Annotated in this window: 9 protein-coding genes and 1 pseudogene; 6 read left to right on the top strand and 4 right to left on the bottom strand. The window is 73.5% G+C overall.

The window, feature by feature from the left end; all coding sequences use genetic code 11:
• Nucleotides 1-28: 28 nt before the first annotated feature.
• Entirely contained in the window at nucleotides 29-2,887 is a 2,859-nt protein-coding gene (locus tag CPH93_RS06340; protein ID WP_096212224.1) for a SpoIIE family protein phosphatase/ATP-binding protein, read from the bottom strand.
• A gap of 374 nt (nucleotides 2,888-3,261) precedes the next feature.
• On the opposite strand from CPH93_RS06340, the gene rsgA reads away from it, so the two are divergent.
• Entirely contained in the window at nucleotides 3,262-4,440 is a 1,179-nt protein-coding gene (gene rsgA / locus CPH93_RS06335) for a ribosome small subunit-dependent GTPase A (protein ID WP_096212223.1), read from the top strand.
• A gap of 94 nt (nucleotides 4,441-4,534) precedes the next feature.
• Nucleotides 4,535-4,722: pseudogene (locus tag CPH93_RS06330) on the top strand (Ada metal-binding domain-containing protein); the annotation flags it as partial.
• Between the two features lie 146 nt (nucleotides 4,723-4,868).
• Here CPH93_RS06330 and CPH93_RS06325 read toward each other — a convergent pair.
• A complete protein-coding gene (locus tag CPH93_RS06325; RefSeq protein ID WP_093486218.1) occupies nucleotides 4,869-5,351 on the bottom strand; it encodes a DUF456 domain-containing protein in 483 nt (160 codons plus the stop codon).
• Between the two features lie 495 nt (nucleotides 5,352-5,846).
• Here CPH93_RS06325 and CPH93_RS06320 point away from each other — a divergent pair, with 495 nt between their 5' ends.
• Complete coding sequence (locus CPH93_RS06320) at nucleotides 5,847-7,565, top strand: protein phosphatase 2C domain-containing protein (RefSeq protein WP_096212222.1); 1,719 nt, start codon at nucleotides 5,847-5,849, stop codon at nucleotides 7,563-7,565.
• 124 nt (nucleotides 7,566-7,689) lie between these two features.
• Nucleotides 7,690-9,432, top strand: coding sequence for a pyruvate dehydrogenase (locus CPH93_RS06315; protein WP_096212221.1), 1,743 nt, complete (start codon nucleotides 7,690-7,692; stop codon nucleotides 9,430-9,432).
• 4 nt (nucleotides 9,433-9,436) lie between these two features.
• Here CPH93_RS06315 and CPH93_RS06310 read toward each other — a convergent pair whose 3' ends face one another.
• Nucleotides 9,437-12,595 (bottom strand): alpha-mannosidase, encoded by a 3,159-nt coding sequence (locus CPH93_RS06310; RefSeq protein WP_096212220.1) that lies wholly within the window; start codon nucleotides 12,593-12,595, stop codon nucleotides 9,437-9,439.
• A gap of 268 nt (nucleotides 12,596-12,863) precedes the next feature.
• Here CPH93_RS06310 and CPH93_RS06305 point away from each other — a divergent pair, with 268 nt between their 5' ends.
• A complete protein-coding gene (locus tag CPH93_RS06305; protein WP_231977199.1) occupies nucleotides 12,864-13,337 on the top strand; it encodes an ATP-binding protein in 474 nt (157 codons plus the stop codon).
• Between the two features lie 39 nt (nucleotides 13,338-13,376).
• Here CPH93_RS06305 and CPH93_RS06300 read toward each other — a convergent pair whose 3' ends face one another.
• On the bottom strand, nucleotides 13,377-14,453 hold the full coding sequence (locus tag CPH93_RS06300) for a DUF2637 domain-containing protein (protein WP_391260532.1): 1,077 nt from the start codon (nucleotides 14,451-14,453) through the stop codon (nucleotides 13,377-13,379).
• A gap of 540 nt (nucleotides 14,454-14,993) precedes the next feature.
• Here CPH93_RS06300 and CPH93_RS06295 point away from each other — a divergent pair.
• A complete protein-coding gene (locus tag CPH93_RS06295; protein ID WP_096212218.1) occupies nucleotides 14,994-15,536 on the top strand; it encodes a hypothetical protein in 543 nt (180 codons plus the stop codon).
• Nucleotides 15,537-15,541: the final 5 nt, after the last annotated feature.

Raw genomic sequence — 15,541 nt, 5'->3', positions numbered from 1 at the left:
GCACCGCCGCCGTCACGCACCGCCGCCCTCACAGCTCCGGCACGTCGCCCCACTGATCGAGGACGTCGTCGGCCGACTCCGGGCCGGTGGCCGGCCGGCTTCCGTCGAGGGACTGCTCGGTCCAGATGACCTTGCCGCCGGGGGTGTACCGGGTGCCCCAGCGCTGGGCGAACTGGGCGACCAGGAAGAGCCCGCGGCCTCCCTCGTCCGTGGTGGCGGCCCGGCGCAGATGCGGGGAGGCGCTGGTGCCGTCGGAGACCTCGCAGATCAGGCTGCGGTCGTACAGCAGGCGGACCCGGATCGGCTGGGCGCCGTAGCGGATGGCGTTGGTGAGCAGCTCGCTGAGGATGAGCTCGGTGGTGAACTGGACCGCCGTCAGCCCCCAGGACTCCAGCATGTCCAGACAGGCCGCCCGGACGGGCGCGACCGCCGCCGGGTCGGAAGCCACCTCCCAGTCGGCGACCCTGGCGGGGTCCAGCAGCCGGGTCCGGGCCACCAACAGGGCGATGTCGTCGCTGGGGTGGTCGGGCAGCATCGCGTCGAGGACCGCCGTACAGGTCTGCTCGGGGGTGCGGTCCGCCCCGGCGGCCAGCGCCGTACGGAGCAGCTCCAGACCGGTGTCGATGGCGCGGTCACGGTTCTCGACCAGCCCGTCCGTGTACAGCACCAGCCGGGAGCCCTCGCTCAGCGTCAGCTCCGCGGTCTCCACCGGCAGGCTGCCGCCCAGGCCCAGCGGCGGGGAGACGGGGACCTCCGGGAACGAGACGGTGCCGTCGGGGCCGATCACGGCCGGCCCGGGGTGGCCGGCTGTGGCCAGGGTGGTCCGGCCGCCCACCGGGTCGTAGATGGCGTACAGACAGGTCGCGCCGGTGATGCCGGTGCGCCCCGCGCCCGCCGGACCGCCGTCGGTGTCGCCGGGCACACCGCCCGGCCACAGCCCCTCGTCGCCGGACCCGCCCCCGACGCCGGTGCCGAGGCCGGCCGCCCGCGCCTCGTCGGTGTCGATATGGCTGACCAGTTCGTCCAGATGGCTGAGCAGCTCGTCGGGCGGCAGATCGAGCGCGGAGAAGTTGTGGACCGCGGTACGCAGCCGGCCCATGGTGGCGGCGGCGTGCAGGCCATGGCCGACGACATCGCCGACCACCAGCGCCACCCGGCAGCCCGGCAACGGGATGACGTCGAACCAGTCGCCGCCGACCCCGGCGTGGGCCGGCAGATAGCGGTGGGCAACCTCCAGGGCGGACTGCTCGGGCAGGGTCTGGGGCAGCAGACTGCGCTGCAGGGTGACGGCCGTGGCGTGCTCACGGGAGTAGCGGCGGGCGTTGTCGATGGCGACCGCGGCCCGCGCGGTCAGCTCCTCGGCGAACGTCATGTCCTCCTCCTCGAAGCGGCCGGAGGCCTCGGCCCGCCAGAAGTTGGCGAGCCCGAGGATCACGCCCCGCGCCTGCAGCGGTACCGCGATCAGCGACCGGATCCCCCGCTCCAGCACGCGCTGGGTGCCCGCCACGTCCTGCCGCCGCCACTCGTCCGCCGTACGCAGATCCGCCACGAGAACCGGCCGCCCGTTCGCCAGCACCTGGCCCATCGGGGTGCCGGCCACCACGGCGAGGGCCTCGCCCACCCGGTAGGTCGCCGACTCCTCGGGGAGACCGCGGATCGCCATCCGCCGCAGCACGGCGTTCGCCCCGGCCGCCGGTTCGTCGCCGTGCAGCACCGGTTCCAGCAGTTCGACGGTGACCACATCGGCGAACCGGGGGACCGCGACGGCCGCCAGCTCCTCGGCGGTGCGCCCCACATCCAGCGTGGTGCCGATCCGCAGCCCCGCGTCGTAGATCAGCTTCAGCCGCTCCTGGGCCACCCCCGCCCGGCCGGCCAGAGCCCGTAGCTCGGTGGTGTCCCGCAGCGTCACCGCGGTCCCGGCCGGGCCGCTGCGGGGCGCGGTGGGCCGGACGTTGACCGCGAGCAGCCGGTCGCCCGCCAGATGCACCTCGTCGGTCGCGGGCCGTCCCGAGGTCAGCAGGGTGCTCAGCCGCGCCGGCAGGCCGAGGTCCGCGACCGGGCGCCGCTCCGCGTCCGCGGGCAGTTCGAGCAGCCGCCGGGCCTCGTCGTTGGCCAGCAGCAGCACCCCCTCACTGCTGATGATCAGTACGCCCTCCCGTACGGCGTGCAGGACCGCGTCGTGGTGGTCGTACATCCGCCGCATCTCGGCCGGATGCAGCCCGTGCGTCTGCCGCCGCAGCCGGTTGCTCACCCATGCCGCCCCACCGGTGACCAGCAGCAGCGCCGCGGCGGCGGAGCCGAGCAGCAGCGGCAGCTGGCGCACCGTCCATTCGTCCGCCTGGTGGACGCGGATCGCGACGGAGACCAGCCCGGCGATCGAACCGTTCTTGGCGCGGACCGGCACCGTGGTGCTCACCGCGGGGCCGACCGACGTGGTGAACGTGGCGGTGTGCGCCTTGCCGTCGAGCGGCGGCCGGCGGGTGACGGGCTTGCCGATCAGGCGGGGATCGGGGTGGGTCCAGCGGATGCCGTCGGGACGGAGCGCGACGATGAGGTCCGCACCGGAGGCCTTCCGCGCCGCCTCCGCCGCGGGCTGGAGTCGCGCGGTCGGGTCGGCGGACTGCATGGCGGCGAGGGTGCCCGGCGCATGGGCGAAGGTCTCGGCGCCGACGACCGAACGCTGCCGGGCCTCCTGGGTGCCCGCTCGCTCCGACTGGAAGAAGAGGGCCATCACCGCCGCGACGACCAGCAGCACCGTGAGCGCGAGCTGCAGTACGAACACCTGGCCTGCGACGCTGTGGGTGGTCAGCAGTGAGCGCAGGTGCCGTCCCGGGGAGCGTGACGATCCCGGGGAATCGCCACGCTCGCGCCGGAAAAATTCCCTCATGACCCATATTTAGCATTCTGCTCAGCCAGGGGGCGCCCGGCTCTCGGCGCGGCCTACGGCAGACCGGCACACAGGACGTAAGGGCTGGGGCCCGGCGCGGTGGCGGTCCGGCGCGGCCGGAAAAAAATCGGTGGCGCCCCTGACCGGCACCGCGCTAACGTCTCCAGCATTCGGGACGGCGGCAGTGGCCGCTGTCGCCAGCCGTGTGAGCGAACGGGAGGTGAGGACATTGATGACTGCCGTTGCGGTGGGCACTGCCCGCATTCAGGAGTTCCTCAACCCCACCCCCGTGGTCTCCGGCTGACGCAGCTTTACTTCTCACTTCCGCGCGTGGCGCGCGGTGCCGGGGCCCCACCCTCTGAAGGGCCATCCCGTTGTTCAACCTCACCTTCTCCGCTGCGCACCCGCTGTCCGCCTACGGCTGGGACCAGGGGTTCGCGGAGAGTTTTGTTCCCCATGCCGAGCAGGGGTTCCTGCCCGGCCGGATCGTCCGCGTGGACCGCGGGCGGGTGGATGCCGTCGTGCCGGACGGCGACGGCGTCCGAACCATGCTGGCGGACACCGCACTGGTGGCCACCGGCGATCCCCTGCGCGTGCCGTGCACGGGGGACTGGGCCGCGCTCGACCTCGCCAACGGCCGCAGCGGAGCCCATGTCGACGGCGTCGTACGGGCGTTGCTGCCACGCCGTACGGCCTTCGTGCGCTCCACGTCCTCGAAGCGGGCCGAGGGCCAGGTGCTGGCCACCAACCTCGACCACATCGTCATCTGTGTCTCGCTCGCGGAGCCGCTGGACCTCGGGCGGATCGAGCGGTTCCTGGCGCTGGCGATGTCCAGCGCGGCCGACGAGGGACCGCTGGACACCACCTCTGCCCCCTCCCCGGCGAGCGGGGCACAGCCCGTGGTCGTGCTGACCAAGGCGGACCTGGCCGGGGCGCCGGAGGGCCTCGCGCATCTCGTCGCGGATGTCGAATCCGCGGCGCCCGGAGTGCCGGTGCTGGCCGTCAGTTCGGCGACCGGTGACGGGCTCGATGTGCTCCGTGCCGTGCTCGCGGGCGGCACCTCCGTCCTGCTGGGCCGGTCCGGTGCGGGCAAGTCCACCCTGGTCAACGTCCTCGTTGGCGAGGAGGTGCAGCTGGTGCAGGCGATCCGCGACCGGGACGGCAAGGGCCGGCACACCACGACCACCCGCGATCTGCGGCTGCTGCCCGGCGGCGGCGTCCTCATCGACACACCGGGGCTGCGCGGCGTCGGGATGTGGGATGCCCACACCGGCCTCGCCCGGACCTTCTCGGACGTCGAGGAGCTGGCCGAGGAGTGCCGCTTCCACGACTGCGCACACCGTGGCGAACCGGGCTGCGCGGTGCAAGAGGCCGTCGACAGCGGCGAGTTGTCCGTCCGGCGGTTGGAGAGCTACCGGAAGCTCCAGCGCGAGAACCAGCGCATCGTGGCGAAGACGGACGCCCGGCTGCGCGCCGAGCTCCGCCGGGACTGGAAGCAGAAGCAGGCGCTGGGCCGGCACATGATGGAGCGGAAGCGGGGGCCGCAGCGCTGAGGCGGCAGTTCCGGGGGAGGGCCCGTGCCTCCCCCGGAACGCCACGTCCGATTTCCGCCGGCCGGGTGCGTCGTGCGCGGCGCACACTGAGGGCGTGAGGGACGACGGGACCAGGTACGAGGCGGTGTCCAGCCGGGACGCACGGTTCGACGGGGAGCCTTCTTCGCGGTGGCCACGACCGGCACCTCCTGCCGGCCGAGCTGCCCCGCGGTCACTCCCAAGCGGGTGAACGTGCGGTTCTTCCCGTCGGCCGCCGCCGCCCATGGCGCGGGATTCCGGGCCATGGGCGGCGGGTGAACTGCCCGGGCGGCCGGGTCCTGGCCCGGGGCGCCGGCGGCGGTGGAGCGGCCGGCGTACGCCGCGGCCGGCCGGACGGGTGACGCCTCAGCCTGCCCACACCGCCGCGGCCGGCCGCCCCGGCTGATGCCTCAGCCCGCCGACACCGCCCCGGCCCAGGCGCCGGCGACCAGCAGGCAGGCGAACAGCTCGACCAGCACGCTCAGGCCGGTGGCGCGCAGCACCGTACGGGTCGAGGCCCAGGCCTGGCCGTGGCCGCCGAGCCGGACCCGTTCCAGCAGATAGAGACCGCCGACGGCGCCCAGCGGGCACCCGAGGACCGGGACCACGAAGAACCCCACGATGCCGGCCACCCCCGCCAGGAACAGGGTCCGGTACGGCGCGCCCGCGGCCCGCGGATTGCGGGCCGGCAGCAGCCACTTCACGACCTGGTTGAGCAGCAGGACGGCGGTGGCGCCGATGAGCACCGTCCACGCCAGGCCGGACTTCTCGGACAGCGCCCACCACACCGTGCCCGCCCACACGATCAGCGGCCCGGGGATACCGGGCACCAGCACCCCGAGCAGCCCCAGCAGCATCACCAGGCCGACCGCCACCAGCTGCCACACATTCATACGCCGGCCCCGCTCCGCCCGCCGGCCCCGCCGGTAGGGGGCGCGGCCCCCGTCCCGGCCCGCTCGCTGCCCGCACTCACCCGCCGGCCTCACTCCCGGCGGGCGCCCGCCCCGTGACGGACCGTCCGCTGCACACTCTCATGGGCCCAGCGTGCCGGACGCGGCCCGGAAGCGCTTGCCGGCGGGCGGGCAGGGGCGGGCGCCCACCCCGGGCCGCTCGGCCGGGCCGCTCGGCCGGGCCGTCCGGTCCGCTTGGCCGGTCCGCCCGCCCGGGGCGTCCGCAACCTGCCGTACCCGCGGGGGACTTCGCCCGCCCCGGGCGGGACACCGCCGGAGACGCCCCGGAGACGCCCCGGAGACGCCACGAGACGCCCCAGGGGCACCGCCGGACACACCCCGGCAGCCCGATCAAGGCCGCGCCGCCCGATGACCCCGACGGGGGAACGCTCTTTCGCGCCCTGTCTGGGCCGCGGCCGTCCGGGGACAATACGGTCCATGAAGCAGCAGGGGACCGGGCGCGGCCACGAGGACGACTGGTGGCGGCGGTTGTACGGCGACGGCGGCGGCAGTAGTGGCGGGGGCGGCGGGGACGACGTCCCGGAGAGCGGCGCGGTGGGCGACACCGGGCCGTCCGACGCCCCGGACACCCTCGACGACCGGGTCGCGTCGGCGCTGCGCGCGCTCGCGGCGCCGGGACGCGCGGACCGGGCGCCCCAGCGGCCGCCCGCGAGGACGGCGCCGCCCCCGCCGAAGCCACCGCGGAGGGCGGATACGGTCCCTCCGCAGGAGCCGCGACGGTGGGCGGATACGGAGCCTCAGGAGCCGCTGCGGTGGGCGGAGCCGGCGGATGGAGACCCGCCGGGACAGGCGGAGCCGGCCGCCGGGGACCCGCCGGAGCGGCCCGATCCGGCCGCCGGGGAACCACCCGGCCGGGCTGCCTCACCACCCCCACCCGCCCCGTCAGCACCGATCCCGCTCCAGTCCACCGGCCCCGGAACGCGCCCGGCAGCCGCCCCGCGCCGCCCCGCCCCGGCCCCGCGCGGGGCGCCGGGTGACACGCCGCCAGCCGCAACCGCCGGCGTCGCCGGTGACCGCCCACCCGCGTACGGGCGCGAACCGGGCGAGCGCGAGCCGAACGGATCCGATCCGGGCGGACGCGAACCCAACGGATCCAAACCGAACGGGTCCGAGCCCAACGGATCCGAGCCCAACGGATCCGATCCGAACGGACCCGATCCGAACGGGTACGAGCCCGACCCGCCCGGATCCGAACCCAACGACCCTGAACCCACCGACCCCGAACCACCCCACTACGGCCCCAACGGATACGCCCCCGAGCCCGGCCCCCTCCCCGCCGCCGACCCCGCCGCGCTCGACGAGCTGGTGCCCGACACCGCGCTGGACGGCGCCCGTTACGGCTCGCTGACCCTGCGCGCCGCCTCCCGGCGCGGTGATCTGGCCCGTCACCGCGGCGACGTCCGCCGCGATGCGCTGCTCACCGTCCGCTTCGGGGCCGGCCGGCATGCGCTGCTCCTGGTCGCCGTCGCCACCGGTCTGCCGGGCGTCGAAGGTGCCCCGCGCGCCGCCCGCGACGCCTGCGCCTGGATCGGCGGTGCGGTCGGCCGCAGTTACACCCGACTGGCGGAGGACATCCGTACCGACCAGCGCGACGCCCTCAAATCCGGGCTGCAGCGGCTCCTCGACCGCAGTTACGGCAAGCTGCGCGCCCGGGCGGAGGAGCGGGGCGTCCCGCCCGAGCAGTACACGGCTGCGCTGCGCTGTCTGCTGCTGCCAGCCGACCCGGAGTGCCGCACCCGGGTGTTCTTCGGGGTCGGCGCGGGCGGCCTCTTCCGGCTGCGGGACGGCGCCTGGCAGGACCTGGAGCCTGCCGCACTGGACCACCTGCCGCGGCACGCCCCGGCGGACGCCGGCGACCCGCCCCCGCCCGCCGCCGGCCGGTATCCGGCCGGGAGCCCGGCGCGGCCCGAGCCGTTCCTCTTCCGGACCGCCTTCGCCCGTCCGGGGGACACCCTGCTGCTGTGCAGCGCCGGGTTCGCCGAACCGCTCCACCAGGAGCCCGCGTTCGCCGCCCGGCTGGCCGCCGCCTGGTCCGCCCCCGAGCCGCCGGGTCTGGCGGACTTCCTCACCGCCGCCCAACTACGGGTCGAGGGCCACCCGAAGGACCGTACGGCCGTCGGGGTGTGGGAGTCGTAGCCCGGGGCACACGGGGATCCGGACCGGATCGGAGGCGGACGTCCAGCGGAGGCGCCCCGGGGCGGCGCATGGGTTCATGGGAACGGACCCGCAGCCACCCACCCGTCGAAGGAGCGGCAGCGACATGGCGAAGCAGACCGTGGCCGAGCAGTTCGTGGACATCCTCGCGCGGGCGGGGGTGCAGCGGCTCTACGGCGTCGTCGGCGACAGTCTGAACCCGGTGGTGGACGCCGTCCGCCGGAACTCCGCGATCGACTGGATCCAGGTCCGACACGAGGAGGTCGCGGCCTTCGCCGCCGGAGCGGAGGCGCAGCTCACCGGCTCGCTCGCGGCCTGCGCCGGCTCCTGCGGCCCCGGCAACCTGCACCTCATCAACGGCCTTTTCGACGCCCACCGCTCCATGGCCCCGGTCCTCGCCCTGGCCTCCCACATCCCCTCCAGCGAGATCGGCACCACCTTCTTCCAGGAGACGCACCCCGACCGGCTGTTCACCGAGTGCAGCCACTACAGCGAACTGATCTCCAGCACGAAGCAGATGCCCCGGGTGCTGCAGACCGCGATCCAGCACGCCATCGGGCAGCGCGGGGTCTCGGTCGTCTCCCTCCCCGGCGACATCGCCGCCGAGCAGGCCCCCGAGCGGGCCATCGAACACGCGCTGGTCACCTCGCGCCCGACCGTGCGCCCCGGGGACGCCGAGATCGACACCTTCGCCCGGATGATCGACGAGGCCCGGTACGTCACGCTGTTCTGCGGCAGCGGCACCGCCGGCGCCCATGCCGAGGTGATGGAGTTCGCCGAGCGGGTGAAGTCCCCGGTCGGCCACGCGCTGCGGGGCAAGGAGTGGATCCAGTACGACAACCCGTACGACGTGGGCATGAGCGGGCTGCTGGGCTACGGCGCGGCCTACGAGGCCACCCACGAGTGCGATCTGCTGATCCTGCTCGGCACGGACTTCCCGTACAACGCGTTCCTGCCCGACGACGTCAAGATCGTCCAGGTCGATGTCCGGCCCGAACACCTGGGCCGCCGCTCCAAGCTCGACCTGGCCGTCTGGGGCGATGTCCGCGAGACGCTGCGGTGCCTGACCCCCAAGGTCCGGCAGAAGCAGGACCGCACGTTCCTGGACCGGATGCTGAAGAAGCACGCCGACGCGCTGGAGGGCGTGGTCAAGGCCTACACCCGCAAGGTCGAGAAGCACACCCCGATCCACCCGGAGTACGTCGCCTCCATCCTGGACGAGGAGGCCGCCGACGACGCGATCTTCACCGTCGACACCGGTATGTGCAACGTCTGGGCCGCCCGCTACCTCACCCCCAACGGCCGCCGCCGGGTGATCGGTTCGTTCAGCCACGGCTCGATGGCCAATGCGCTGCCGCAGGCGATCGGTGCCCAGTTCATCGACCGCGGCCGGCAGGTCGTCTCCATGTCGGGCGACGGCGGCTTCTCCATGCTGATGGGCGACTTCCTCACCCTGGTCCAGTACGACCTGCCGGTGAAGGTGGTGCTGTTCAACAACTCCTCGCTGGGCATGGTGGAGCTGGAGATGCTGGTCTCCGGTCTGCCGTCGTACGGCACCACCAACCGCAACCCGGACTTCGCGGCCATCGCCCGCGCGGCCGGCGCCCACGGCGTCCGGGTGGAGAAGCCCAAGCAGGTACGCAGCGCCCTGCGCGATGCCTTCCGCCACAAGGGCCCGGCGCTGGTCGACATCGTCACCGATCCCAACGCCCTGTCGATCCCGCCCAAGATCAGCGCGGAGATGGTCTCCGGCTTCGCGCTCTCGGCCGGCAAGATCGTGCTGGACGGCGGGGTCGGCCGGATGCTGCAGATGGCCCGCTCGAACCTGCGGAACATTCCGCGGATGTAGTCGGTCAGCCGCCCGGCCGGTGCTGGGGGCGCAGCCGCAGCGTGAGGATCTGGAACGGCCGCAGCTCGACCGTCAGATCGGAAGTCGGCCCCTCCTCCTCCCGGTGCAGCGGGCGCTCCAGCAGGTCGGTGACGGTGGCCCGTTCGACGGGGAAGCCGGGGGAGAGGGTGCCGCTCGCACGTCCGCCGTGGGACTCGTACAGCCGCACCACCACATCGCCGCTGCGGTCCTCGGCGAGCTTGACCGACTCCACGGTCAGGGCCGGGTGGTCGACGCGGATCAGCGGCGGGACGGGCGGGGTGGCGGCGGTGCGCAGCGGGAGGTTGAGGGCCAGGCCCTCGGCGACTGCCTCGGCGGTCCCGGCGCCCGGCAGCAGCGCATAGGTGAAGCGGTGGGTGCCCTGGTCGGTCTCCGGGTCGGGGCTGTGCGGTGCGCGCAGCAGGGTCAGCCGCACCGTCGTGCCCAGGCCCTCGGGGTGCGGGGTGCGGGTGACGTCATGGCCGTACGTCGAGTCGTTGAGCAGCGCGATGCCGTAGCCGGGCTCGGCGACCCGCAGCCAGCGGTGGGCGCAGATCTCGAAACGGGCGGCGTCCCAGCTGGTGTTGGTGTGGGTGGGGCGGTGGACGTGCCCGAACTGGACCTCGGCGGTGGACCGTTCGGCGTGCACGTCCAGCGGGAAGGCGGCCTTGAGCACCTTCTCCGACTCGTGCCAGTCGATGTCGGTGCGGATGTCGAGGCGGTGCGAGCCGGCCCGCAGGGTCAGCTCCTGGACGATCCGGGACGCGCCGAACGCCCTGGTCACCCGCACCGTCGCGGACAGCGGCCCGGCCGCGGCCAGCTCGACGGACTCGGCGTCGGTCAGATCGGTGTGCCGGTTGCGGTAGTGCCGGTCGAGGTCCCAGGCGTCGTACTGGTTGGGATGGTCGGGGTGCAGCTGCAGCAGATTGCCGCGGGCGCCCGGCGCCAGGACCTCCCGCCCGGCGTGCAGATCGCGTACGGACACCAGCAGCCCGTCGGTGTCGAGCCGCACCCGCAGCAGCCCGTTGTCGAGGGTGAGCTCGCCGTCTGCGCCGGTCTCGGTCCGGACGGGCGCCGGCGGCGGGGTGGGGGAGTCCGGGCCGGGCGGGCGGACGACGGCCGAGCCCAGTGCGGGGACGTGGACCGCGACGGCGGTGGGCCCGTCCGGTGCCGGGCCTCCCGCGGGCAGTTCGACGATCTCGTCCCGGTCGTAGGGCGAGGCGTTGAACACCGTCGGCGGACCGGCGCTCCCCGCGCCCGTCTCGTCCAGCGCGCCGATCGCCACCTCGATGATCCCGGTCAGTTCGACCTCGACCGCCGCATACGTCTCACGGGCCTCGCGATGCACCCAGGCGATGGACGAGCCCGGCAGGATGTCGTGGAACTGGTGCAGCAGGACCGTCTTCCACAGGCGGTCGAGGGCCTCGTACGGGTAGTGGTACGCGGCGCCGCCCCCGTCTGCCCGTACGGAGGACTCACCCGCCCGTACGGCGGCCGTCGCGGCCCACAACTCCGCCTCGCGCAGCAGGTGTTCACAGCGCCGGTTGCCCTGTTTGGTCTTCGCCTGTGAGGTGTACGTACCGCGGTGGAACTCCAGGTACAGCTCGCCCGACCAGACCGGCGCCGCCGCACCGTACTCCTCGTGCGCGGCCTCGAAGAACCGTGCCGGCGGCTCGATCTCCACGCGCGGTGAGCCCTCCAGAGAGCGCAGCCGACGGGCCCGCTCCAGCATTTCGCGGGTCGGCCCGCCGCCGCCGTCGCCCCAGCCGAACGGCACCAGGGAGCGGGTGGCGCGGCCCTGGTCGGCGAAGTTCCGCTCCGCATGGGCGAGTTCGGCGCCGTGCAGACGGGAGTTGTAGGTGTCGACCGGCGGGAAGTGGGTGAAGACGCGGGTGCCGTCGATGCCCTCCCACCAGAACGTGTGGTGCGGCATCCGGTCGGTCTGGTTCCACGACAGCTTCTGGGTCAGGAACCACTTCACCCCGGCCAGCCGGGCCAGCTGCGGGAAGGCGGCCGTGTAGCCGAACGAGTCCGGCAGCCAGATCTCCTCGGTCTCCACCCCCAGCTCCTCGAGGAAGAACCGCTTGCCGTGCACGAGCTGGCGGGCCAGCGCCTCACCACCGGGCATATTGGCGTCCGACTCCACCCACATCGAGCCGACCGGCGCCCAGTTGCCCTCCCGTACGGCCTCCTTGATGCGCTCCCAGATATGCGGCTGGTGCTCCTTGACCCAGGCGTACTGCTGCGCCTGCGAGCAGGCGAACACCAGCTCCGGGTAGTCCTTCGCGAGGTGGGTGACATTGGCGAAGGTGCGGGACGCCTTGCGTACGGTCTCGCGCAGCGGCCACAGCCACGCGGAGTCGATATGCGCATGTCCGGCGGCCGAGACGCGGTGGGCGCTGGCGGCGGCCGGGCGGCCGAGCACCTCCGCCAGCGCGGCCCGGCCCGCGGCCGCCGTGCCGCCGACGTCGTGCAGATCGAGCGCGTCCAGCATGTCCTCCAGGGCCCGCAGGATCTCCGGCCGGCGCGGACGGTCGACGGGCAGCTCGTGCATCAGCTCCGACAGCACCTCGATGTCGAGGACCAGCTGCCAGACGGTCTCGTCGAGCACCGCGAGATCCGCCGCGGCGAAGCGGTACAGCGGCTGCCTGGGCGCGGTGCGGAGATCGCCGAGGTCGGTGGGGGAGAAGTCCCGCAGCACCGCCGGGTTCGCCGCGGCCTCCAGCAGCAGCCGGACCTCCTCACCGCCGCCGGCCGGCGCGCCCACCGGGATGTGCCGGTTGCGCGGATGGATGCCCTTGAGGGGCACGCCGTCGGCGTCGTAGACCAGCCCCTCGGCCTGGAACCCGGGCCCATCGCCGCTGAAGCCGGGGTCGATGACGGCCTCCACCCGCCGCCCGGCCCACTCCTGCGGCACCCGGCCCGCCAGCCGGAACCAGCTGGTGGACCACGGCGGCCCCCACGCCTCACCGGCCGCGAACGGTTCGTACGCGGCCTCCAGTGCCTCCCCCACGGGGACCGGCTCGCCCGGCGCATGCCAGACCGAGAGCCGCAACGGCACCCGCGCCGCGTACTGCGCGGGCCTGATGAACTGCCTCAGCGCCCGCTCCAGGCGCCCCTCCACCAGCAGTCGGTCGTCGTGCACGGCGGCTCCTCACGCTCGTTCTCCCCTGTGCGCCGGGGGCGCGCCCCCGGCGGGTGGCCGGGGAGCACCCCCGGCGTGGCCCGGTCCGGCGGGGTTCCACGACGGGCTCTGGTCAGGCATACCCACTGGGACACGGGGGGCTCACCCGGCGCGCGGGGCGTGCACCGGTGACCCCGCGGGCGGAAGCATGGCGGCTGATCCGATGGGCATGCTGACCGTGAGGCTGTTCGAGGCAGAGCGCCGAAGTTCGTTGGGGGCGGGGGAGAGCATGCGTCAGCCTGTGCGGCGCGAGGAACGGGACAGAGGAGAGCGCGGCGTCGAGGGGAGTCGCAGCGGCGCGAGCGCCGCGCGGGCGCCGGGCGTACTGGAGCGGAAGGTGCGCCATGCGGACCTGAAAGCGGTCGGCGAGGTGCGCCGCGAGCTGCGCCAGCTGCTGAGTCGCTGGACGGTGCCGGGGGGCGGCGAGCTCATGGAGGTCGCCACGCTGCTCACCAGCGAGCTGGTCACCAACGCCCTGGTGCATGCCGAGGGCGGCGCCGTCGTCACGGCCCGGGTCGGCGACCGGCTGCGGGTGGAGGTCCGGGACTTCGTCCCCGGGCGCCCCGAGCCGCGCGCACCGACCACCGACGGGACCTCCGGCCGCGGGCTGATGCTGGTGCGTTCCTTAGCCGATGCGTGGGGGATCCGCACCGAGAGCCTCGGCAAGAGCGTGTGGTTCGAGCTGGGCGGCGGACCGGCCTGACCCGGGTAGTGGGCGCCGGCCGGCGCGGTCCGCCACCGGTCAGCCGAATTGCCGTTCGATCTCGGCGAGTTTCTCCTCCAGGGAGTCCAGACGCGGAATCGTCTGGGTGTCGTCCTCGGCGGTGAGATCGACGGTCCGCCGGGGACCGGCAGCGTCCTCGGCGCCCCCGGCCTCAGCACCGGACACGGCCTTCAGGGCCGGACGGGAGTGCGCCGGCGGCTCCCCGGCGAGCGGCGGCTGCGGCGCGCCGGCTATGGCCGGGTCCGGGCCGGCCACCTCCGCGGGGGCCGACGCCGCCTGCGTCACCGCCAGCTGCCGGCCGCCGCGGCCCCAGCTGCGGTGCTGCCGGTTGATGGCCTTGATCCTGGCCCGGTCGAGCTTGCCCTGCTCGCGCCTGCGCAGCCGGTCCTGCTCGCTCTGCCGCCGGTCCTCACGCACCTCCTCGACGGCCTCGTCCAGCGTCCGTACGCCCTCCAGCAGCATCAGCGACCAGGCGGCGAAGGTCTCCCGGGGCGCGCGCAGCCAGCGCACGATCCGGATCTGCGGCAGCGGACGCGGTACCAGCCCCTGCTCGCGCAGCGCCGCCCGGCGGGTCTGCTTCAGCGCCCGGTCGAAGAGGACCGCGGCCGACAGCGACATCCCGGCGAAGAACTGCGGCGCCCCGGCGTGGTCCAGCCCGCGCGGCGCATGCACCCAGTTGAACCAGGCAGCGGCACCCGCGAAGGTCCACACCAGCATCCGGGAACCGAGCGCCGCATCACCGTGGCTGGCCTCCCGCACGGCGAGCACGGAACAGAACATCGCCGCACCGTCGAGCCCGAACGGCACCAGATACTCCCAGCCCCCGGAGAGGTTGAGGTTCTGTACGCCGAAGCCGACCAGACCGTGGAAGGACAGCGCGGCAGCGACCGCCGCACAGCAGAACAGCAGCAGATAGGAGGCCGAGGCGAAGACGGTCTCCTTGCGGCGCCGACGCTCCTCGCTGCGCTCCCACGAGTCGCCACCGTCGGACCGCGCAGCCGCCCGCCGACCACGCACCACCAGCGCCACTGCCACCGGCACCCCGACGAGCACCAGGGCTCCGGGAACCAGCCAATCCAGCGATATGTCGGTCATCATTCTCATTCCGGGGTCCCTTTGCGTTGCGGTCCGCGTTTCGCGCGTCATCCTGGCGGAAGCCGCTGCCGTAACTGAGGCATTCGGAATAAGACGCCGCCAAGGGGTGCGAAGAGCCTCGTTGTCGTCGAACTTCCGTTCCCTGGAACGGAGTTAGGTTCGAGCGAGATCATCCTGACGGGTGGCGTGGGGGCCGGGATGCGAGCCCGAGCGTCGATTCGTGGCTGCGTACCCTGTCGTGAGGAGGCCCCGCCGAAAGTGACCGTGCGTCCAATGTGTGGCCGGTCGGCCGTACGACCCATCGGGCACGCCGGCCCACCGGACACCTGGGAGGACGTTGCGGCGGAGGTCTGCGACGTCCTCGTCATGCCTCGCATACATGCGTGAAGGCTCGCGTTGAGCGATCGTCAAAAGAACGTTGATCGCCGCTCCCTAGCGTTTCCGGTGCATCGATCACCGATCACCGATCAACGGCAAGGTGGGGTACGCATGTCGTTCCGTACACGAGGCAAGAGAAAGGTTTCTTCCTTATACGCCGGGGTGAACACGCCCCGGCGGCGGGCCGCGGTCATGGCCGGGGTGCTCGCGAGTGTGTCCGTGGTGGCGCTGGGGACGGCTTCCGCGGCGTCGCAGGGTCCGGAGAAGTCGGCAACGGCCGCTGTACAGGCGGCTCCTGCGACCGACTCGGCGCGTGAGCACTGGCAGCCGCCGACGCACCAGGGCCCCGGGGACCTCGGGGCGGAGTCCCCCATACTCAACGCCGACTACCTGATCAGCGAGGTGTCGCCGGCGCAACACCGCGGCTGGTGGTACCAGTCCCACCTCACCGGCATCAACGTGACATGGATGACGCCCTCGGGGCGGGACCCGTACGACGGCTGGGACTGGATCGAGATCATCGACAGCAAAGGCAAACGCATCACGTGGGACTGGGCCTGCGGCAACGACCACTGCGGCGCCTACGGCTCGACCATGATCGGCTTGCACCTGAACAAGGGCGAGCAGTACAGGGCCCTCTACTGGAGCGACGGAGGCCGGGTCACCAAGGGTCACCTGCGGGCCGAGTTCGAGTTCTGGGCCTGACATGG

Origin of the sequence: Streptomyces sp. 2323.1, assembly GCF_900221035.1 — a bacterium.
In the GTDB taxonomy this organism is placed as follows: Bacteria; Actinomycetota; Actinomycetes; order Streptomycetales; family Streptomycetaceae; genus Streptomyces; species Streptomyces sioyaensis.
This window is presented reverse-complemented; position numbering and strand designations above follow the sequence as displayed.

What these genes read in the sequence shown, in the direction of transcription:
- CPH93_RS06340 (WP_096212224.1), bottom strand. Translation starts at nt 2,887, where the DNA reads ATGAGGGAATTTTTCCGGCGCGAGCGTGGCGATTCCCCGGGATCGTCA.
- CPH93_RS06325 (WP_093486218.1), bottom strand. Translation starts at nt 5,351, where the DNA reads ATGAATGTGTGGCAGCTGGTGGCGGTCGGCCTGGTGATGCTGCTGGGG.
- CPH93_RS06320 (WP_096212222.1), top strand. Translation starts at nt 5,847, where the DNA reads ATGAAGCAGCAGGGGACCGGGCGCGGCCACGAGGACGACTGGTGGCGG.
- CPH93_RS06315 (WP_096212221.1), top strand. Translation starts at nt 7,690, where the DNA reads ATGGCGAAGCAGACCGTGGCCGAGCAGTTCGTGGACATCCTCGCGCGG.
- CPH93_RS06305 (WP_231977199.1), top strand. Translation starts at nt 12,864, where the DNA reads ATGCGTCAGCCTGTGCGGCGCGAGGAACGGGACAGAGGAGAGCGCGGC.
- CPH93_RS06300 (WP_391260532.1), bottom strand. Translation starts at nt 14,453, where the DNA reads ATGACCGACATATCGCTGGATTGGCTGGTTCCCGGAGCCCTGGTGCTC.